The sequence below is a fragment of the Streptomyces griseoloalbus genome (assembly GCA_014650015.1).
GTDB lineage: Bacteria > Actinomycetota > Actinomycetes > Streptomycetales > Streptomycetaceae > Streptomyces > Streptomyces griseoloalbus.
The window spans coordinates 56,924-76,737 of record BMUD01000033.1; the positions used below are offsets into that span (position 1 = coordinate 56,924).

15 protein-coding genes are annotated in these 19,814 nt (G+C 71.9%); 10 read left to right on the forward strand and 5 right to left on the reverse strand.

The window, feature by feature from the left end; all coding sequences use genetic code 11:
- Position 1: 1 nt before the first annotated feature.
- On the reverse strand, positions 2–1,063 hold the full coding sequence (locus tag IE178_RS32785) for an energy-coupling factor ABC transporter permease (protein WP_193514771.1): 1,062 nt from the start codon (positions 1,061–1,063) through the stop codon (positions 2–4).
- A 208-nt stretch (positions 1,064–1,271) separates the two neighbouring features.
- On the opposite strand from IE178_RS32785, the gene IE178_RS32790 reads away from it, so the two are divergent.
- Complete coding sequence (locus IE178_RS32790) at positions 1,272–1,631, forward strand: SsgA family sporulation/cell division regulator (RefSeq protein WP_193514772.1); 360 nt, start codon at positions 1,272–1,274, stop codon at positions 1,629–1,631.
- A 52-nt stretch (positions 1,632–1,683) separates the two neighbouring features.
- Here IE178_RS32790 and IE178_RS32795 read toward each other — a convergent pair whose 3' ends face one another.
- From IE178_RS32795 to IE178_RS32810, 4 genes are all read right to left on the reverse strand, one after another.
- Entirely contained in the window at positions 1,684–3,357 is a 1,674-nt protein-coding gene (locus IE178_RS32795; RefSeq protein ID WP_318280376.1) for a penicillin-binding transpeptidase domain-containing protein, read from the reverse strand.
- Positions 3,358–3,488: 131 nt separating this feature from the next.
- On the reverse strand, positions 3,489–5,132 hold the full coding sequence (locus IE178_RS32800; RefSeq protein WP_193514774.1) for a penicillin-binding transpeptidase domain-containing protein: 1,644 nt from the start codon (positions 5,130–5,132) through the stop codon (positions 3,489–3,491).
- A gap of 278 nt (positions 5,133–5,410) precedes the next feature.
- On the reverse strand, positions 5,411–6,154 hold the full coding sequence (locus IE178_RS32805) for an SCO4225 family membrane protein (protein WP_193514775.1): 744 nt from the start codon (positions 6,152–6,154) through the stop codon (positions 5,411–5,413).
- Between the two features lie 425 nt (positions 6,155–6,579).
- Entirely contained in the window at positions 6,580–8,325 is a 1,746-nt protein-coding gene (locus tag IE178_RS32810) for a dolichyl-phosphate-mannose--protein mannosyltransferase (protein WP_193514776.1), read from the reverse strand.
- Positions 8,326–8,410: 85 nt separating this feature from the next.
- Here IE178_RS32810 and rsmI point away from each other — a divergent pair, with 85 nt between their 5' ends.
- The 9 genes from rsmI (at position 8,411) to IE178_RS32855 (ending at position 19,660) form a co-directional block, all read left to right on the forward strand.
- Positions 8,411–9,283 carry a 16S rRNA (cytidine(1402)-2'-O)-methyltransferase gene (rsmI, locus tag IE178_RS32815; RefSeq protein ID WP_184763704.1) on the forward strand — a complete coding sequence of 291 codons (873 nt, stop codon included), beginning with the start codon at positions 8,411–8,413 and terminating at the stop codon, positions 9,281–9,283.
- Between the two features lie 230 nt (positions 9,284–9,513).
- Entirely contained in the window at positions 9,514–9,900 is a 387-nt protein-coding gene (locus tag IE178_RS32820; protein WP_193514777.1) for a hypothetical protein, read from the forward strand.
- Between the two features lie 30 nt (positions 9,901–9,930).
- Complete coding sequence (locus IE178_RS32825; RefSeq protein WP_193514778.1) at positions 9,931–10,812, forward strand: TatD family hydrolase; 882 nt, start codon at positions 9,931–9,933, stop codon at positions 10,810–10,812.
- 198 nt (positions 10,813–11,010) lie between these two features.
- Entirely contained in the window at positions 11,011–11,880 is an 870-nt protein-coding gene (rsmA, locus tag IE178_RS32830; RefSeq protein ID WP_193514779.1) for a 16S rRNA (adenine(1518)-N(6)/adenine(1519)-N(6))-dimethyltransferase RsmA, read from the forward strand.
- A complete protein-coding gene (locus IE178_RS32835; protein ID WP_193514780.1) occupies positions 11,877–12,773 on the forward strand; it encodes a 4-(cytidine 5'-diphospho)-2-C-methyl-D-erythritol kinase in 897 nt (298 codons plus the stop codon). The genes rsmA and IE178_RS32835 overlap by 4 nt, the downstream gene beginning before the upstream one ends.
- A gap of 106 nt (positions 12,774–12,879) precedes the next feature.
- Entirely contained in the window at positions 12,880–14,697 is a 1,818-nt protein-coding gene (locus IE178_RS32840; RefSeq protein WP_193514781.1) for an ABC-F family ATP-binding cassette domain-containing protein, read from the forward strand.
- Positions 14,698–14,941: 244 nt separating this feature from the next.
- On the forward strand, positions 14,942–16,759 hold the full coding sequence (locus tag IE178_RS32845) for an outer membrane protein assembly factor BamB family protein (RefSeq protein WP_193514782.1): 1,818 nt from the start codon (positions 14,942–14,944) through the stop codon (positions 16,757–16,759).
- A 71-nt stretch (positions 16,760–16,830) separates the two neighbouring features.
- Positions 16,831–18,750: an outer membrane protein assembly factor BamB family protein gene (locus IE178_RS32850; protein ID WP_193514783.1), complete on the forward strand. Its 1,920-nt coding sequence runs from the start codon at positions 16,831–16,833 to the stop codon at positions 18,748–18,750.
- A 238-nt stretch (positions 18,751–18,988) separates the two neighbouring features.
- Complete coding sequence (locus IE178_RS32855; RefSeq protein ID WP_184763696.1) at positions 18,989–19,660, forward strand: helix-turn-helix transcriptional regulator; 672 nt, start codon at positions 18,989–18,991, stop codon at positions 19,658–19,660.
- Positions 19,661–19,814: the final 154 nt, after the last annotated feature.

Sequence of the window (19,814 nt, forward strand, 5' to 3'; positions counted from 1 at the left end):
GTCAGACGCTCGTGCCGCTGGGCGAGGTGACGTCGGCCTCCTCGCCGGTACGGCGCCTGCGGACCACCCAGAACACGCCGGTGCCCGCGACCACCGTCACGCCGACGCCGATCACGCCCGCCAGACCGCCGGAGAGGCGGGCGTCGTCGACGTCCTCGACGCCGTAGTCGGCGAGCGGGGAGTCGGCGATCGCGTGCTCCCGCGCCTTCTCGTCGATGCCGTGGTCGGTGGCGACCTTCTCCAGGCCGTCGGGGTCGGCGGAGGCGTAGAAGCTGACGAACCCGGCGAGGACCAGCGAGGCGGCCAGGCCGGTGATCCAGAACCTGCGCTGACCGCGGGCGGTGACCGGGACGGGCTCTGGACCGGTCTCCGGGGCGTCGACCAGCTCGCCGTTCACCCGCAGCTTGAGCCTCTGCCGCAGGCCGCGCGCCCCGTGCACCAGGTCCGGGCGGACGGCGATGACCGCGCCGACGGTCAGGGCGGTGATCACCGCCTCACCGATGCCGATGAGGACGTGCACGCCCACCATGGCCGTGACGACCTTGCCCAGGGAGACGTCCGCGGTGCCGCCGATCGCGTAGAGCAGCGTGAAGACCAGCGCGGAGGCCGGGACGGAGACCAGGGCGGCGATGAAGGACGCGACGGTCACGGAGCGGCGGGTGCGCGGCAGCACCGTCACCAGGGTGCGGAAGAGCGCGTACGCGACGACCGTCGTGACGATCGCCATGTCGGTGATGTTCACGCCGAGCGCGGTCAGGCCGCCGTCGGCGAAGAGGACGGCCTGCATCAGCAGGACGACGGAGACGCACAGGACCCCGGTGTAGGGGCCCACGAGTATCGCGGCGAGCGCGCCGCCGAGGAGATGGCCGCTGGTTCCCGCCGCGACGGGGAAGTTCAGCATCTGCACGGCGAAGATGAACGCCGCCACCAGTCCGGCCAGCGGGGCCGTCCGCTCGTCGAGTTCACGGCGCGCGCCGCGCAGGCTCACGGCGACGGCGCCGACGGCGACCAGTCCGGCCGCGGCGGACACGGGGGCGTTGATGAATCCGTCAGGTGCGTGCACCGTTCGATGATAGAGGGCTGTTGCAAGACACTTGCAAGAGCGATGCGCTCGTCTTGACCCGCCCCTTATCCCGGCTGTGATAGCTGCCGCCCGGACGCGTGCGCCGCCCGGACGCGCGAATTCCGGAGAGGGTGCACGATTGAACCGGGGGTGGGTATACGGCTTACACGCCTTTCATGCAGATTGACGCAGCGTAAGGGGCCCACCGATGTCCGTAGTCGAGCAGTACGCGCGAGTCCACATCGTCACGGATGCGGATCCCCGGCTGGAGGACCGCGGGGCCGTCCCCGTGGTGCTGCGGTACGACCCCGAGACCGACCCCCTGTGCGTACGGGTCCGGCTGCCCGGTTCCGTGCCCCGCGAGTGGACCGTCGCCCGGGACCTGCTGGAGCAGGGCCTGCGCGCCCCCGCGGGCAGCGGCGAGATACGCGTCTGGCCGTGCGGCCGGGTGCAGGCGGTGGTGGAGTTCCACACCCGGCAGGGGGTGACGGTGGTGGAGTTCGAGACGAAGACCCTGGCCCGGTTCCTGCGCAGCACCTACGCCGCCGCGGAACCGGTCCCGCACTGACCACCCTGCCCCGCTCTCGGCTTCACTCGAGCGGGGGGACACCCCCGTCGGCTCAGCCGCCGCTCTTCAGCAGGGACGCCACGAGCGGTCCGGCCGTCGAGCCGCCGTGGCCGGCCGCCTGGACCACACCGGCCGCGGCCAGGTCCCCGCGGTACGCGGTGAACCAGCCGTTGGGCTTCTTCTGCCCGTCGACCTCGGCCGACCCGGTCTTCGCGCCGGTCTCACCGCTCACCCCGGCCATCGCCTCCGCCGCCGTGCCGTAGGCCGCCGTGTACGACATCAGCTCCCGCAGCTGTGCCAGCGTGCCCGCCGACAGGGTGCGCGAGGCCGTCGCCAGCGTGCGCCCGTCGACCTCCGGCGAGACCAGATACGGCTGGCGGAAGACGCCCGCCTTGACCGTCGCCGACACCGACGCCATGTTCAGCGGGTTCATCCGCACCCCGCCCTGGCCGATCAGCGAGGCCGCCATCGGGGCCGCCGACTGCACCGGCACCGCGCCGTCGAACGTCGGCACACCGACCTGCCAGTCGTTCCTCGACAGCCCGAAGACCTGCTGTGCCTGCTTGGTCAGGTCGTCGTTCTCCAGCTCCGGTGCCTGGCTGATGAAGGCCGTGTTGCAGGACCGGGCGAAGCTCGCCTTGAAGGTGCCGTCCTTGATCTCGAACTTGTCGTCGTTCTGGAACTTCCAGCCGCCGTAGCTGAAGTACTTCGGGCACGGGTGCTTCTCGTCCATCGAGGCGAGGCCCTTCTCGATCAGCAGCGAGGAGGTGATCACCTTCATCGTGGAGCCCGGCGCCAGCGACCCCTGCAACGCGGTGTTGAAACCGTGCGAGGAGTTCGCCACCGCCAGGATCTCGCCGGTCGACGGACGCAGCACCACCACCGACGCCCTGTCCTTCTTGGCCACCTGCGCCTCGGCGGCGGCCTGGAGGGACGGGTTCAGCGTGGTCTTCACCGTGCCGGGCGTGCCCTCGCTCAGCTCCAGCAGGGTCTTGTCGGACAGGTCGGCCTTCTTCGACTCCTTGCCGCGCACCACGCGCAGCTCGACGCCGGCCTCGCCGCCCGCCTTCTCGCCGTACTTCTCGCGCAGCCCGTCCAGCACCGAGCCGAGGGACGGGTACTTCTCGGTGGTCAGCTCACCGCCGTCCCGGTCCAGTGCCTTGACCGGCGGGGTGCCCGACTCGCCGGTGACCAGCTTGTCGCCGTCCCTGAGGTCCGGGTGCACGACCGCCGGCCGCCAGGTCACCCGCGGCTCACCGTCCCCGGCCCGGCGCACCACGGTCAGCGAGCTGTCGTACGCCAGCGGCTTGCTGACGTCCCGGTGCGACACCGTGCCCTTGACCGAGAAGGGGACCTCGCCGCCGGCGCGGGTGCCGGCGGCGAGGGTGACGTCCTTGACGCCGGCGTCCTTGGCGAAGGCGGTGAGCAGGGCGGCGGCGGCCTTCGGGTCGTCGGTGACGGCGGCCGCCTCGCTCACCTTCCCGTCCTGCCAGGCGGTGAGGAAGCGCTCGGCCGTGGCGGTGACCTCGGCGGCGGACAGGGGACCGGTCCTGACGTCCTCGGCCTGCTGCGCGGACGACGTGCGGGTGCCGTCCTCGGCGGCGGCACCGCCGCCGAGCAGCGCGTAGGCCCCGAAACCGGCACCGCCGACGACCACGGCGATCACTCCGCCGAGCACGGCGGGTTTCGTCTTCCGCCGCTCACCGGCGTGCCCTGTGTTCCTCACTGCTTTCCGTTCCTCCGCTGCTCGCCGGGCTCCCGGGGACCATGTGGCCCTCTGGGCCCCCGTGGCGCTCATGGCGCCGTGTGCGCACACGTCGGCCACCACCCTAGAGTCCCGGGGCACACGGAACGCGATCAGCCGCCTGCTCGTAGCACGGCTGCGACAATCGGACCGGCCGCGTCGCCGCCGTGCCCGCCCTGCTGGGCCATGGCCGCCGCCGCGACGTCGTCGCGGAAACCGGTGAACCAGCTGTCCGACGTGGCCTTGCCGTCGACCTCGGCGGAACCCGTCTTCGCGCCGATGTCGCCGCCGAGGCCGGCCATGGCGTCCCGGCCGGTCCCCTGCGTGGCGGTGAGCCGCATCATCTGCTTGAGCTGGGCGGCGGTGCCCGCCCGCAGGCCCCCGGCCTGCCGCAGCTGCCGGCCGTCGAGTTCGGGGGAGACGAGATACGGCTGGCGGAAGGTGCCGGTGATGGCGGTGGCCGTCACGGACGCCATGTTCAGCGGGTTCATCTGCACCTGGCCCTGTCCTATCGCGTTCGCCGCGCGGTCCGGGCCGCCGGAGGCGGGGACGCTGCCGTCGAAGGAGGCGATGCCGGTCTTCCAGTCGCCCCGGCCGAGCCCGAACCGTTCCTCCGCCTCCTGGGTGAGCGAGGCGTCGGTGAGCGGCTCCTCGTCGATGAGCTTGATGAAGGCCGTGTTGCAGGAGCGCAGGAAGCTGTTGGCGAGGGTGGCGCCGTCGTCGGGCTGCATGTTCGTGAGGTTCTTGAAGGTCTGGCTCTGCCAGGTGGCGGTGGGCGGGCAGGGCGCCGGGCCGTTCATCGAGGTCACGCCGTGGTCGATGAGCATGGCCGCGGTGATGATCTTCATGGTGGAGCCGGGGGCGACCTGGCCCTGGAAGGCCGCGTTGAACCCGTCCGCACGGTGGTTGGCCACCGCCAGCACCTCACCGGTGCTCGGTTTCACGGCCACCACCGACGACTCGGCGAACCCCCGCACCGCCTTCTCGGCCGCGGACTGCACCGCGGCACTGAGGGTGGTGCGCAGCGTGCCCGGCTTGCCCTTGGCGAGGGTCAGCAGCGGGGTGTCGGCGGGCTCGCCCGTGGTTCCCCCGGCGTGCCTGATCACCAGTTCGACACCGGGGGTGCCGCCCGCCTTCTCGCCGTACTTCTCGCGCAGGGTGTCCAGGACCGGGCCGAGCGAGGGGTGGTCCTCCTTCGTCAGCACCGTGCCGTCGCGGTCCACGGCCTCGATGGGCGGCGCCGCGGACTCCTCGGTGACGAGGGTGTCGCCGTCCTTCAGGTCCGGATGGACGACGGACGGATCCCAGTCGACCAGCGCCCGCCCGGTGGTCTGCCCGCGGACGACGGTCAGCTCGCTCCGGTAGCTCAGCGGCTCGGACTTCCCGTCGTAGGTGACGGTCCCCTTCACGGTAAAGGGGACCGTGGTCCCGGTGGCCGTGCCCGGCGTGATCCTGACCTCGCCGACGCGGGCCTCCTCGCCGTACCCCGTCAGCAGCGCGCCGGCCGCCTGCGCGTTGTCGGTGTACGACGCCGCCTCGGCCGCCTGTCCCTTCTCCCAGGCCGCGAAGAACGCCTCGCTCGTCCTGCGCACCTCGTCCTGGTCCGGCGGTCCGGACTTCTCCGTCTCCGCCGCGCTCGTGCCGCTCCCCCCGCCACCGTTCACGGCCGACACGATGTTGTAGACGCCGTATCCGGCCCCACCCACCATCACCGCGAACACACCACCGACGACGGCGGCCTTGACCCCCTTGCTCATCGGGCTTCCCCTCCCCACCGGACCCCCCACGTCTTCTGAACGCGTTCAAAAAGCCCGGTGGGTGAGCACTCTATGCGCAGCCGGTGACGACCGGCACGGCTGTTTCCGTTTGTTGTCCGAAGAGAGACCACGCCATGCGGCACAGGGGCTCCGGACCGGGGACGAGACGGAACCCGCCCAGCGCGGCGCGACCGGGACGACGCCGTTGAGCACACGCGTGAGCACGAGGAACGGCGCGTCGAGGACGCCGAAAGCGTGTGGCCGGTGTGCGGCGTCCCTCAGGTCGCCGGGCGTACTCCCGGCGCCCGCAGCCTGCGTGCCAGCAAGCCGAACAGCGCGGCGTTGACCAGCCCGGACAGTCCCACACCGACGGAGAAGAGCAGCGGGCTCAGCCAGGAGAGCGAGAAGTACTCCGCAGGTGATGCCACCAGGAAGGCGAGGATGCCGAGCGGCGCCGTGGCCATGAACGGCCAGATCCCGGCGAACCCCGGGTCCGGCGACAGGTACACGGCGTACAGGAAGAACCCCAGCGACGCCGCGACCACAGCGAGGTACCCGCGCGCCAGCCAGTTGTCGACGGCGGGCGCCAACAGAGCCCGAACGCCGTGCGGATGAGGCCGCGCGGAACGCGCCATGTCGGCTCCCCCCGGCTCGGAAGAGGCCGTGATACGGGGCAGGGAGTCACGCACGCCGGCCGGTGCGGTGGTCACGGATCTCGCGACGAGAGCACCCAGCACGGCGGCGTTCACGAGGGCACACAACAGGAGCCAAAGGGTCCAGAAGCCGGCGGCGAGCACGTCGACCGCTCCGCTGCCCTCCGTGCCGGGGCCGAAGGGGAGAACCACGCTCACGAGGGAGAGCGGCGCCGTGAGCATCAGGGGGCCAAGGGCGAGGTCACTGCCCGGGAAGAGGAACATGACCAGGACGGACGCGGCGCATACGGCCAGATAGCCGCGGGCGAGCCAATTGCCCGTGGCGAACACGAGGAGTCGGCGCAGGCGCGGGCGGGAGGCGTTCGGCATCGACATTCCTTCGGTCCGTCCGGGGTGGTGATGTCAAAGATGGACCGCGGGACACGCCCTGGCATGAGTACGGGTACTCATCGGCGGGACGGCGGGATACGCATGCCGTACCAGTCCCGCCCAGGCCGGCCGAACGACCGCCCGTAGATCACCTCGGCTTTCCGAGCCGAGAGCTCTCCCGCCGGCGGTCCACCGACAACAGCCACCGGGACGCGGCACTCCGCCGCGCCCCGTGGGACGCCTGTCCGGCTAAGGGCCTGTCTGACCATTCCCGCCTGCCTCGCGACGCCATGCACGCACTCTCGCCGCACCGGGCGCAGAGCCGAGTACATCCCGTACGAGGCTCTACGCCCGGCACGCCGAGAGCACGCACCTGACGCCGCGAGGCCGCCCTGCGGGCGACGACGCGAATGGTCAGACAGGCCCTAGACCCACGTGTCCAGCCACATCCGCGCCCGCCAGTCGTCGATCGGGATCGACGTGCCGGTGTAGATGGGCCAGAAGTAGATGAAGTTCCAGACGATCAGGAGGGTCAGTACGCCCGCGGCCGTCGCGCCCGCGACACGGCGGGTGTCGGAGGAGCGGGGCGGGCCGACCAGCGCGCCCAGCAGCATCGCCACCGCCAGGCACAGGAAGGGGAGGAAGACGATCGCGTAGAAGAAGAAGATCGTGCGTTCCTGGTAGAAGAACCAGGGGGCGTAGCCGGCCGCGATGCCGCAGGCGATGGCGCCGGCGCGCCAGTCACGGCGGAACAACCAGCGCCACAGGACGTAGAGGAGGGCGAAGCCCGCCACCCACCACAGCAGGGGCGTGCCGATCGCCAGCACCTCACGGGCGCACTTCCCGCCCGCGTCGGCGGCACAGCCGTCCGTGCCGGGCGCCGGGGACTCGTAGAAGTAGGAGACCGGGCGGCCGGTGACGATCCAGCTCCACGGGTTGGACTCGTAGGTGTGGGGCGAGGACAGGCCCACATGGAAGTCGTACACCTGGTTCTCGTAGTGCCACAGGCTGCGCCACCAGTCGGGGAACAGCCAGGACCAGTCGCTGTTCCTGCCGTCCTTCACCGCCCAGTCGCGGTAGTAGCCGCCGGTGCCGTCGGCCGGGGAGAGGATCCAGCCGATCCAGGAGGCGAAGTAGGTGACCACCGCCACCGGGACGGTGGACAGGAACGCCCAGCCCAGGTCGCGCTTCAGGACCGCCAGCCGGGGCCGGTGCGCGCCCGCGACCCTGCGCGAGCCGACGTCCCAGAGCACCGCCATCACGCAGAACGCGGCCGTGACATACAGGCCGTTCCACTTCGTGCCGATCGCCAGGCCCAGCATCAGACCCGCCGCCAGGCGCCACGGCCGGAACCCGATCCGCGTGGTCTCGGCGACGTCCGCGTCCGGCCTTGCCCGCCCGTCGGAGCCCACGGGCAGGGCGGCGGCGAGTTTCTCCCGCGCCCGGTCCCGGTCGACCACCAGACAGCCGAAGGCCGCGACCACGAAGAACATCAGCACGCCGTCGAGCAGCGCGGTCCGGCTCATCACGAAGTGCAGCCCGTCCACCGCCATCAGCGCACCCGCGAGACAGCCCAGGAACGTGGAGCGGAACAGCCGCCGGCCGATACGGCACAGCATCAGGACGGAGAGCGTGCCCAGCAGGGCGGTCATGAACCGCCAGCCGAACGGGTCGAAACCGAACATCAGCTCGCCCAGCCCGATGACGTACTTGCCGACCGGCGGATGCACGACATACGCGGCGTCCGTCGGGATCGGGACGTTCCCTCCGGAGGAGAGGATCAGGTCGTTGGCGTTCTTGTCCCAGTTGACCTCGAAGCCGCGGTGAACCAGCGCCCACGCGTCCTTGGCGTAGTACGTCTCGTCGAATATCACCGCCTTCGGGCTGCCCAGGTTCCAGAACCGCAGCACCCCCGCCAGCAGCGTGACCAGCAGCGGACCGCCCCACGCCGACCAGCGGGTGATGCGCCCCCCGAGCACCGGCGGCACCCCGAACGTCGCCCACAGCCGGGCGGACGGCTCGGTGTACGGCGGGACCAGGCGGTCGCGGACATCACCTCCGGGTCCCGGCGCCTGGTAGCCGAAACGACGCAGCCGCTGGTGCCACGACGGCTGCTGCTCGTGCGGCGGCTGGTCCTGCCGGGTGTCCGTGGAGGACGCGGTACTCGTCACCGCGCCATCGTAGGGAACGGCGCTGTGTGAGTCCCGCGCATGGGCGGTACGACCCGCCTCCGTCCGCTCCTGGGAGGATGGGGGCGTGACCGGAACCCTCGTACTCGCAGGCACCCCCATCGGCGACGTCTCCGACGCCCCGCCCCGGCTCGCCGAGGAACTGGCCGGCGCCGACGTCGTCGCCGCCGAGGACACCCGGCGGCTGCGGCGGCTGACCCAGGCGCTCGGCGTCACGCCCCAGGGGCGGGTCGTGTCGTACTTCGAGGGCAACGAGTCCGCCCGTACGCCCGAGCTGGTCGAGGAGCTGGCGGGCGGCGCGCGCGTGCTGCTGGTGACGGACGCCGGGATGCCGTCCGTGTCCGACCCCGGGTACCGGCTGGTCGCCGCGGCCGTCGAGCGGGACATCAAGGTCACCGCGGTGCCCGGGCCGTCCGCCGTGCTCACCGCGCTCGCCCTGTCCGGGCTGCCCGTGGACCGGTTCTGCTTCGAGGGGTTCCTGCCCCGCAAGGCGGGAGAGCGGCTGGGGCGGCTGCGCGAGGTGGCCGGGGAGCGGCGCACCCTCGTCTACTTCGAGGCACCGCACCGGCTGGACGACACGCTCGCCGCGATGGCCGAGGTGTTCGGCGCGGAGCGCCGGGCCGCCGTCTGCCGGGAGCTGACCAAGACCTACGAGGAGGTCCGGCGGGGCCCGCTGGCCGAGCTGGCCGCGTGGGCGGCCGAGGGAGTGCGCGGGGAGATCACCGTGGTCGTCGAGGGCGCGCCGGAGAAGGGGCCCGAGGAGCTGGACGCCGCCGAACTGGTGCGCCGGGTGCGGGTGCGCGAGGAGGCGGGGGAGCGGCGCAAGGAGGCGATCGCCGCGGTGGCGGTGGAGGCCGGGGTCCCCAAGCGGCAGGTGTTCGACGCGGTGGTGGCGTCCAAGAACGCCGCCGGAAGTCCCGGCTCCGGGGAGCGCCGCTAGCGACGCGGAGCATCCCGTCCGGCGGTCGCCGGGAGCTGGTCGCGCGGTTCCCCGCGCCCCCGAGAGACGTGAAGCCCAGGCACCGGTAAAAGGCTCGGCGCGCTTCGGCAAGGAACACCCAAATCGCCGCCAATACTCGGCAGCCCCTCCTGCGCCCGCGTCCGCGGCGCAGTCCACTGGCAGCAGGGACGGATCCGAACCGTTCCGCCAGGGGACCGACAGGAGCCGGCATGACCGAGATCTCGGGGCACACAGGGCTGCGCGCGGGCGCCACCGCCGTCGTCGACGAGTCGTATTCCTTCGCCTGCATGCGCTGCGGGTACGGCTGGGAGCAGTCGTACGAGATAGAGCACCACACCGACGCCGACGGCCACGAATTCGTGATCTACGTGGCGGACGGCCGGGTCGTGCCCTCCCCGCTGAACCGGCCGACGTGCCAGAACTGCGACGGTCACGTCGTGCGGATCATGCGGCCGGGCAGGGTCGCGTCGGCCGCGTCAGCGGCATCGACGGCCTCAGGTCCATCGGCGGCATCGGCCTCATCGGCCGCCTCGGCCGGGGAGCGGCACCACTGGCACCTGTCCGACCTGCTGTCCCCCTTCCGCAGGGCGAGCTGACGCCCGCGGAGCTTTCGTAGGATCGGGGGCATGCCTGCGAACGCCCCCGACAAGAACGCCGCCCCGCCGCTCCCGGAGCCCCTGCGGGTGCCGGTCGCCGACTCCCACACCCACCTCGACATGCAGTCCGGCACGGTCGAGGAGGCCCTCGCCAAGGCCGCGTCGGTGGGTGTGGCGACGGTCGTGCAGGTCGGCTGCGACCTCAAGGGGTCCCGGTGGGCGGCACAGACGGCCGCCGCGTACGACGCCGTCCACGCGACGGTCGCGCTGCACCCCAACGAGGCCCCGCGCATCGTCCGCGGCGATCCCGACGGCTGGTCCCGGCAGGGAGCCCGTGAGCCGGGCGGGGACGCGGGACTGGACGAGGCGCTCGCCGAGATCGACCGGCTGGCCGCGCTGCCCCAGGTCAAGGGCGTCGGCGAGACCGGGCTCGACTACTTCCGCACCGGGCCCGACGGCAAGGAGGCGCAGGAGCGGTCCTTCCGCGCCCACATCGAGATCGCCAAGCGGCACGGCAAGGCCCTGGTGATCCACGACCGCGACGCCCACGCGGACGTCCTGCGCGTACTGAAGGAGGAGGGCGCCCCCGAGCGCACCGTCTTCCACTGCTACTCGGGGGACGCCGAGATGGCGGAGATCTGCGCGGGCGCGGGCTACTTCATGTCCTTCGCGGGCAACGTCACCTTCAAGAACGCGCGGAACCTGCGGGACGCGCTCGCCGTGACCCCGCTGGAGCTGGTCCTGGTGGAGACCGACGCGCCGTTCCTGACCCCGGTTCCCTACCGGGGGCGGCCCAACGCCCCGTACCTGGTGCCGGTCACGGTGCGTGCCATGGCGGCCGTACGGGGCATCGACGAGGACGCCCTGGCCACGGCGCTCGGGGCGAACACGGCCCGCGCCTTCGGCTACTGAGGCGCGAAGCGGGAGGCCCACGTTCGCACACGGTGTGCAGTCGTGCCGCCCGGAGCGTGATCGGCGCTCGGCCGGGTTCCGGTATCCCGATCGGGACCCCCGCGACGCGATCACGCCCGCCCCGGGCACGGCAGTCGGCCACGGCGACGAGACCGAGGCGCGCCACGGGCCCCCCACGCCGCCCCGTACCCTTGTCCCGTGACCAGCCCCACCCCCGACGCCCTCCTGGGCCCCGCCGACATCCGTGAACTGGCGGCCGCCCTCGGCGTACGGCCCACCAAGCAGCGCGGCCAGAACTTCGTCATCGACGCCAACACGGTCCGCCGTATCGTCCGCACCGCCGGGGTGCGCCCCGACGACGTGGTCGTCGAGGTCGGCCCGGGGCTCGGCTCGCTTACGCTGGCGCTGCTGGAGGCCGCCGACCGGGTCACCGCCGTCGAGATCGACGACGTCCTGGCCGCCGCGCTGCCCGCGACCGTCGCGGCCCGCATGCCCCAGCGCGCCGAGCGGTTCGAGCTGGTCCACTCCGACGCGATGCACGTCACCGGGCTGCCCGGCCCCGCCCCGACCGCCCTGGTCGCCAACCTGCCCTACAACGTGGCCGTCCCGGTGCTGCTGCACATGCTCGAGAACTTCCCGAGCATCGAACGCACCCTCGTCATGGTCCAGGCGGAGGTCGCCGACCGGCTCGCCGCGCCGCCCGGCTCGAAGGTGTACGGCGTGCCCTCGGTCAAGGCCAACTGGTACGCCGAGGTCAAGCGGGCCGGGGCCATCGGACGGAACGTCTTCTGGCCCGCCCCCAACGTCGACAGCGGGCTGGTCTCGCTGGTCCGCCGGGCGGAGCCGCTGAAGACCGGCGCCTCCCGGCGCGAGGTGTTCGCCGTCGTCGACGCGGCCTTCGCGCAGCGCCGCAAGACGCTGCGGGCCGCGCTCGCCGGCTGGGCCGGCTCGGCGGCGGCGGCCGAGGCCGCCCTCGTCGCGGCGGGGGTGTCGCCGCAGGCCCGGGGGGAGTCCCTGACCGTCGAGGAGTTCGCGCGCATCGCCGAACACAAGGAGCCCACCGCGTGAGCGTCACCGTCCGCGTCCCCGCCAAGGTCAACGTCCAGCTCGCGGTCGGCGCCGCCCGCCCCGACGGCTTCCACGACCTGGCCAACGTCTTCCTCGCGGTCGGCCTGTACGACGAGGTCACCGTCACCCCGTCACCGGACGGACTGCGGATCACCTGCGAGGGCCCGGACGCCGACCAGGTTCCGCTGGACCGCACGAACCTCGCGGCGCGCGCCGCCCTGATGCTCGCCGGGCGGTACGGCCGTGACGCGGACGTCCACCTCCACATCGCCAAGGACATCCCCGTCGCCGGCGGCATGGCGGGCGGCAGCGCGGACGGCGCGGGCGCCCTGCTGGCCTGCGACGCCCTGTGGGGGACCGGCGCCTCGCGCGAGGAACTCCTCGACATCTGCGCCGAACTGGGCAGCGACGTGCCGTTCAGCCTGGTGGGAGGGGCGGCGCTGGGCACCGGACGGGGCGAGAAGCTGACGGCGCTGGAGGTGGGCGGCACCTTCCACTGGGTGTTCGCGATGGCGTCGCGGGGGCTGTCGACCCCGGCGGTCTTCCGTGAGTTCGACCGGCTGGCGCGGGGCCGGGACATCCCCGAGCCCGTGGCCTCGGGGGAACTGCTCGCCGCCCTGGCCAAGGGCGACCCCGACGCGCTCGCCGCCACCGTCTCCAACGATCTCCAGCCGGCCGCCCTGTCGCTGTTCCCCCGGCTCGCGGACACCCTCGCGGCGGGGCGGGCGGCGGGCGCACTGGCGGCGCTGGTCTCGGGCTCCGGCCCGACCACGGCGTTCCTCGCCCCGGACGCGGAGTCGGCGGCCACGGTCGCCGACGCCCTGCGGGCCTCCGGAACCTGCCGCACGGTACGCACGGCGTCGGGTCCGGCGCCGGGGGCGACCGTGATGTGAGGGGCACTCCCCCGCCGGTGGTGCGAGGGGCCGTCCCCTCGCGCGCCGACCGCTGTCGGTCAGGGCCTACGCTGGAAAACTGATCGATCCCCCAGGCAGGAGAGAAATGGCCGTCAACCTGGTCAATGTCGAGAACGTCAGCAAGGTGTACGGCACACGTGCACTGCTCGACGGGATTTCCCTCGGCGTTTCCGAAGGGGACCGGATCGGGGTGGTGGGGCGCAACGGCGACGGCAAGACCACGCTCATCCGGATGCTCGCCCGGCTGGAGGACGCGGACACCGGGCGCGTGACGCACTCCGGCGGGCTGCGGCTCGGGGTGCTCACCCAGCACGACTCCCTCGACCCCGGGGCCACCGTCCGGCACGAGGTGATCGGGGACATGGCCGACCACGAGTGGGCCGGCAACGCCAAGGTCAGGGACGTACTGACCGGGCTGTTCGGCGGGCTGGACCTGCCCGGGTTCCCCAAGGGCCTCGACACCGTCATCGGGCCGCTCTCCGGCGGTGAGCGGCGGCGGATCGCGCTCGCCAAGCTGCTCATCGAGGAGCAGGACCTGGTCGTCCTCGACGAGCCGACCAACCACCTCGACGTCGAGGGCATCGCCTGGCTCGCCCAGCACCTGCGGACCCGCCGGTCCGCGCTCGTGTGCGTCACCCACGACCGCTGGTTCCTCGACCAGGTCTGCACCCGCATGTGGGACGTGCAGCGCGGTGACGTGTACGAGTACGAGGGCGGTTACTCCGACTACGTCTTCGCCCGCGCGGAGCGCGAACGCATCGCCGCCACCGAGGAGGTCAAGCGGCAGAACCTGGTCCGCAAGGAGCTCGCCTGGCTGCGGCGCGGCGCCCCCGCGCGGACCTCCAAGCCGCGCTTCCGCGTCGAGGCCGCCAACGAGCTCATCAAGGACGTCCCCCCGCCCCGCGACAGCAGCGAGCTGATGAAGTTCGCCTCCTCACGGCTGGGCAAGACGGTGTTCGACCTGGAGGACGTCACCGTCCAGGCCGGCCCCAAGATGCTGCTCAAGCACGTCACCTGGCAGCTCGGCCCCGGCGACCGCATCGGCCTGGTCGGCGTCAACGGTGCCGGGAAGACGTCCCTGCTGCGGGCCCTGGCCCAGGCCGCCCTGACCGAGGGCGAGGCCCAGCCCGCGGCGGGCCGCGTCCGCGTCGGCAAGACGGTCAAGCTCGCCTATCTCTCCCAGGAGGTCGCCGAACTCGACCCCACCTGGCGGGTGCTGCAGGCCGTGCAGCAGGTGCGCGAGCGCGTCGACCTCGGCAAGGGGCGCGAGATGACCGCCGGTCAGCTGTGCGAGACGTTCGGATTCAACAAGGAGAAGCAGTGGACGCCGGTCGGGGACCTGTCCGGCGGTGAGCGGCGGCGGTTGCAGCTGCTGCGGCTGCTGATGGACGAGCCCAACGTCCTCTTCCTCGACGAGCCCACCAACGACCTCGACATCGAGACCCTCACCCAGCTCGAGGACGTCCTCGACGGCTGGCCCGGCTCGATGATCGTCATCTCCCACGACCGCTTCTTCCTCGAGCGCACCACCGACCGGGTGTTCGCCCTCCTCGGCGACGGCACCCTGCGGATGCTGCCGCGCGGTATCGACGAGTACCTGGAGCGGCGCAAGCGGATGGAGGAGGCCGCCGCCGCCGCGGTGGCCGCCGTCCCGGCCGCGGTGACACCGGGCGCGACGCCGGAGAAGAGCGCCGCCGACCAACGCGCCGCCAAGAAGGAACTGCAGAAGATCGAGCGCCAGCTGGACAAGATCTCCGAGAAGGAGACCGCGCTGCACGCCGCCATCGCCGAACAGGCCACCGACTTCGCGAAGGTGGCCGGACTCGACGCCGAACTGCGCGAACTGGCCGGGCAGCGGGAGGAACTGGAGCTGCGGTGGCTGGAACTGGCGGAGGACGCCTAGACCGGCGTACGGGCTCGCCGCGCGCCTGCGCGAGGGGAGCGCGCGCCGCGTGAAGAGGCGGTGAAGGCGCGTAACGAGGGCATCACAGGCCGGTCCTCCCTTGGGAACAGGGGAGGGCGCGGCCCGGTGGCGCGTCGATGCCGGTGATAGAAAGAGCCGTCTGAGAACTGTCTGCAGACGGCTCTGGGTTCATCACGTACCTCAGGGCGTGGCTAAAAATCAGTGAGTAAGGGGGAACGCGCTGATGACTCAGCCGCCCAACCAGCCGCCGCACGGTGGCTTCGGAGCGCCGCAGGAACCGCCACCCGGTGGTGGTTTCGGGGCTCCGCAGACCCCGCCGCCTCCGCAGGGGCCGCCGTCCGGTGCGCCGCAGCCCGGGTACGGCTACCCGCAGCAGCCTCCGCAGCAGCCGGGCCCGTACGCCTCCGGGCCGTACAACTCCGGAGCCTACGGGCAGCAGCAGCCGCAGCCGGGTCCGTACGGGCAGCAGCAGCCGCAGCCGGGACCGTACGGTCAGCCGCAGCAGCAGCCGGGACCGTACGGGCAGCCGGGGTACGGGTACCCGCCGCCGCAGTTCCCGGGGGCGCCCGGCACCCCGCCCGGCGGGTCCGGCTCCCGCAACCCCTTCCGCGGCAAGCCCGCCCTGGTCGTCGGCGCCGCGGTGGCCGCACTGCTGGTGATCGGCGGCACCGTGTGGGCCGTCACCGGTGGCGACGGCAAGAAGGACGACAAGCCCGTCTCGAAGCAGACCGACGACCCCAAGCCGGACGGCTCCGGCGGCGCCCCGGTCAACCCGGGCGACGGCAGCGGCGACGGCGGCGAGGACCCGGACAACCTCAACGAGGGCCGCCAGGCCGGTGAGTCCAAGGTGCTCTGGTACAAGGAGGCGCCCGACGCGCCCGGTTCCGGCGCCGACGCCCCCGGCATGTGGATCACCGACAAGACGGCGGTGAAGGCGGCCTACAAGGAGCTCTCCGCCTACCACGTCGGTGACGGCAAGCCCGCCTGGAAGACCATCGCCTTCCCGCAGAAGATCTGCGCGGTCACCCACGGCAAGACGTCCGACGACAAGATCGTCATCGCCTACATGAGCGGCAGCAGCGACCGCGCCAAGTGCAACCAGCTCCAGCTCGTCGACCTCGACACCGGTGAGAAGGGCTGGACGCAGGAGGTCGCCGACGGCGCGCTGTTCGACTCCGCGCTCTCCATCGAGATGTCCCTCACCGGCAACACGCTGATGGTGGGCCGCTCGCAGTCCGGTACGGCGTACGACGTGCGCAGCGGGAAGAAAATGTTCGACGCCAAGAAGTACGGCGACGCCCCCTGCTTCCCCGCCGCCTTCGCGGGCGGCGAGCGGCTGATCCAGGTCGCGTCCTGCGGCGCCGGCGGCAACAACGAGCACGACGAGGTCCAGGAGCTCGACCCCGCGACCGGCAAGGTCAAGTGGACCTACGTGTACGAGAAGGGCTGGCGGATCGAGCGGGCCTACTCCGTCGACCCGCTGGTCCTCTACGCCACCAAGGAGGAGGACGGCGACAAGAAGGTCTGGAACATCGCCGCCTTCACCGCCGGCGGCAAGGTGCGGTCCCAGGTCTCCGTCGACGAGAACTTCGCCCCCGGCTGCGGCTGGGCCGTCCTCGCCCGCGACCTCCAGGGCTGCGAGGGCGTCGCCGTCGACGAGGACACCCTCTACCTGCCCACCGAGGCGACCACCGGTGCCAACGAGATCGTCGCGATCAGCCTCGCCAACGGCAAGGAGAAGTGGCGGGAGAAGTCCCCGGCGGAGGACTCGATGCTGCCCATGAAGGTCGAGGGCGGCAACCTCATCGCCTACGTCGAGCCCTCGTACGACTCGGGCGGCCGGGTCGTGTCCCTCCCCGTCGGCGGCAGCAGCCACAAGCCGGTCGAGCTGATGCGGAACCCGCAGGGCGTCGCGGACATCGAGAACAGCTTCTACAGCAAGTCGGTCGACTGGGTCGGCGGACGCTTCTACCTCTCCACCACCCGGCTGACCGGCAATGACGAGTCGAAGGAGAAGTTGATGCTCGCCTACGGCAAGTGAGGCGCCCGGTCCCGCTCCGTACTCCTCGCTTTCCCGCCGCCCGTCGTCCCCTTCTCCGAGGTGCTCACGTCATGACTCAGCCGCCACCGCCGCCCAACCAGCCTCCGCAGCAGCCCGGGTTCGGGCCGCCGCGGGATTCCTCGCAGCAGCCTTCGCAGCAGCCGCCCGCGCAGCCGCCGACGCCCTCTGGGGGGCCCGGTCTCCACAAGGCTCCGCAGCCCGGGTACGGATACCCGCAGGCACCGCAGGCACCGCAGGCACCGCAGGCACCGCAGGCACCGCAGGCACCGCAGACGCCTCCGCCGGCGGCACCGCAGGGGCCCGGGTACGGGTATCCGCAGCAGCCGCCGACCCCGGCCGCCGGTTACGGGTATCCCGGCCAGCAGCCGGGGCCGTACGGCCAGCAGCCGGGGCCGTACGGGCAGCCGCAGCAGCCGTACGGGCAGCCGCAGCAGCCGTACGGGCAGCCCGGGTACGGGTATCCGCAGCCGTCGACCATGCCGATGCCGCCGCAGCCGGGACAGCCCGGTGGCGGGCGGAGGTTCAACGCGCAGGCCGCCATCATCGTCTCGGCGGTCGTGGCCATCGCCCTGATCGTCGGCGGTGGTGTCTGGTACGCGTCGTCGTCCGGCAAGGACGACGACAAGGAGACCACCGCGGACTCCGGCGGCACCGGCGGCAAGGACGCGAAGAACGGTGGCGGCGGCACCGGTGGGACGTCCTCCGAGGCCAAGGAGAAGGCACCGGCCGACACCGCCTCCAAGGTGCTGTTCCAGGTGCCCGCGCCCCAGGTGCCCAAGGACAGCACGACCATCTCCACCTCCGGCTCCTGGCTGACCGACACGGTGTACGCCAAGAGCGGGATCGCCGAAGTCGTCGGCTACGACCGCGCCAAGGGCACCGAGAAGTGGACGATCGACCTGCCCGGGCCGGTGTGCGAGGCCACCGGCCACGTCACCGAGGACAACAAGACGGCGATCATCTACAAGCCGGCCATGCCGACCAAGGACGATCTCCAGCGCTGCACCCAGGTCGCGTTGATCGACCTGGAGGCGGGCAAGGAGGTGTGGTCCAAGTCCGGCAAGTCCGGCACCATGCCGATCGGCTTCAACAACGTCACCCTCAGCGGGGGCACCGTCGCCGCGGGCAGCACCAGCGGCGGCGTCGCCTGGGACGTCGCCTCCGGCAAGCAGCTGTGGGCCCCCAAGACGTCCGACGCCTGCTACGACTCCGGGTACGGCGGCGGCGAGAAGCTGGTCGCGGTCCGCAAGTGCGGTACCTACGAGCAGCGTCAGCTGCACATCCAGACCATCGACCCGAAGTCCGGGAAGGTGATCACCGAGTACAAGATGGACGAGGGCATCGAGTACGCCGGCATCGTGTCCACCGACCCGCTGGTCGTGGCCGCCGACGTCGGTGACACCGCCGGTGACGGCAGCGGCATCTCGGACTTCTTCTCCATCGACAACAAGACCGGCAAGCTGCGCACGCGCATCTCCGCGCCGGGTGAGGAGTTCGCGGCCCGCTGCGACATCATCACCAGGATCGAGAAGTGCAGCGGGCTCGCGGTCGGCAACGACCGGCTGTACATCCCGACCGAGGAACACGAGGGCGAGGGCGAGTACAGCCAGACCAACGAGATCGTGGCCTTCGACCTGTCGACCGGCAAGCAGACCGGTCAGCGTGCCGACGCGGGTGACGGCTACCAGCTCACTCCGCTGCGGATGGACGGCGGCAACGTGCTGGCGTACAAGCGTCCGCCCTACGACAAGGGCGGGCAGATCGTCAGCATCGACGGCGGGACCTTCCAGCAGACGACGCTGATGGAGAACCCGGCGACGGAGGCCGTGCGGGACGTGGAGACGCGGATGCTGCCGGATTACGCCGAGATCCTGTTCTCGCAGGGGAGCCTGTACATGTCGGGTGTGTATGCCAGTGACTTCTCGAGTTCGGACAAGGAGTATCTGGTGATCGCCTTTGGCACGGGTTGATCGTTCGCCCGGTTGTTTTTCACGGCCCCGTCCCTGGTCAGGGACGGGGCCGTGCGCGTACCGCTCATCATGCGCTCATCACCATCGAATGCGAGAATTTCGGCGATCCGGGGCGATTCTCGCCGGTAGGGGGAGCGCAACGTCGAACAAGCGTGTAGCTTCCGGGGTCATCCGCGGGGAGTCGGATTGTGGTGGCGGCGCACAGGGGGTGCGCGCGGTATGGGGGGTTGGTTGTTCGATGGGAGTGCGGCTGATGGTGGTCGACGACCACCGATTGCTCGCCGAGGCGCTGGCCTCGGCGTTGAAGCTGCGGGGACACCGGGTGCTGGCCGCGGCGGCGCCGGCGGCGGGGGCGGCGGATCTGGTGATCAGCAGGGCGCCGGAGGTGTGTCTGCTGGGGACGGCGGCGCCGGCGGAGCCGGGGACGTTCGATCCGGTGGTGAAGATCAAGCGGGAGCGGCCGCAGGTGGCGGTGGTCGTGCTGGGGCCGGTGCCGTCGCCGCGGGGCATCGCGGCGGCGTTCGCGGCGGGGGCGTCGGGCTATGTGCGGCACGACGAGCGCATAGAGGGTGTCGAGCGGGCGATGATGAAGGCGCGGGCGGGGGAGGCGGCGGTGGCGCCGCAGTTGTTGCAGGGGGCGTTCGGTGAGCTGCTGAATCCTGTGGCGCAGCCGGACGACGAGGGGCAGCGGCTGCTGCGGATGCTGACGCCTCGGGAGGTGGAGGTGCTGGTGCGGGTGGCCGACGGGGAGGACACCCGGCTGATCGCGGCGGGGATGGGCATCGCGCCGTCGACGGCGCGGACGCATGTGCAGCGGGTGCTGATGAAACTGGGCGTGGGGTCCCGGTTGGAGGCGGCGGCCCTGGCCGCCCGGACGGGCCTCCTGGACCGGGCGGGTCCGGTCGGCTGACGGCCGTGGGCCGTGGGGGATGCCTGCGGTGCGGGGTTCGGTTCGGTGGGGGTGTGTGTTGTCTGCCTGCGGCGCAGCTGCGGGTTGTGTGGTTGTTGCGGTAGCGCCTGTGGGTGGTGGGTGGGTCGGGGCCGGGTCGGGGGTGTCCGTCCTC

What these genes read in the sequence shown, in the direction of transcription:
- IE178_RS32790 (WP_193514772.1), top strand. Translation starts at nt 1,272, where the DNA reads ATGTCCGTAGTCGAGCAGTACGCGCGAGTCCACATCGTCACGGATGCG.
- IE178_RS32800 (WP_193514774.1), bottom strand. Translation starts at nt 5,132, where the DNA reads ATGAGCAAGGGGGTCAAGGCCGCCGTCGTCGGTGGTGTGTTCGCGGTG.
- IE178_RS32805 (WP_193514775.1), bottom strand. Translation starts at nt 6,154, where the DNA reads ATGCCGAACGCCTCCCGCCCGCGCCTGCGCCGACTCCTCGTGTTCGCC.
- IE178_RS32825 (WP_193514778.1), top strand. Translation starts at nt 9,931, where the DNA reads ATGCCTGCGAACGCCCCCGACAAGAACGCCGCCCCGCCGCTCCCGGAG.
- IE178_RS32855 (WP_184763696.1), top strand. Translation starts at nt 18,989, where the DNA reads ATGGGAGTGCGGCTGATGGTGGTCGACGACCACCGATTGCTCGCCGAG.
- IE178_RS32840 (WP_193514781.1), top strand. Translation starts at nt 12,880, where the DNA reads ATGGCCGTCAACCTGGTCAATGTCGAGAACGTCAGCAAGGTGTACGGC.
- IE178_RS32845 (WP_193514782.1), top strand. Translation starts at nt 14,942, where the DNA reads ATGACTCAGCCGCCCAACCAGCCGCCGCACGGTGGCTTCGGAGCGCCG.
- IE178_RS32850 (WP_193514783.1), top strand. Translation starts at nt 16,831, where the DNA reads ATGACTCAGCCGCCACCGCCGCCCAACCAGCCTCCGCAGCAGCCCGGG.
- IE178_RS32820 (WP_193514777.1), top strand. Translation starts at nt 9,514, where the DNA reads ATGACCGAGATCTCGGGGCACACAGGGCTGCGCGCGGGCGCCACCGCC.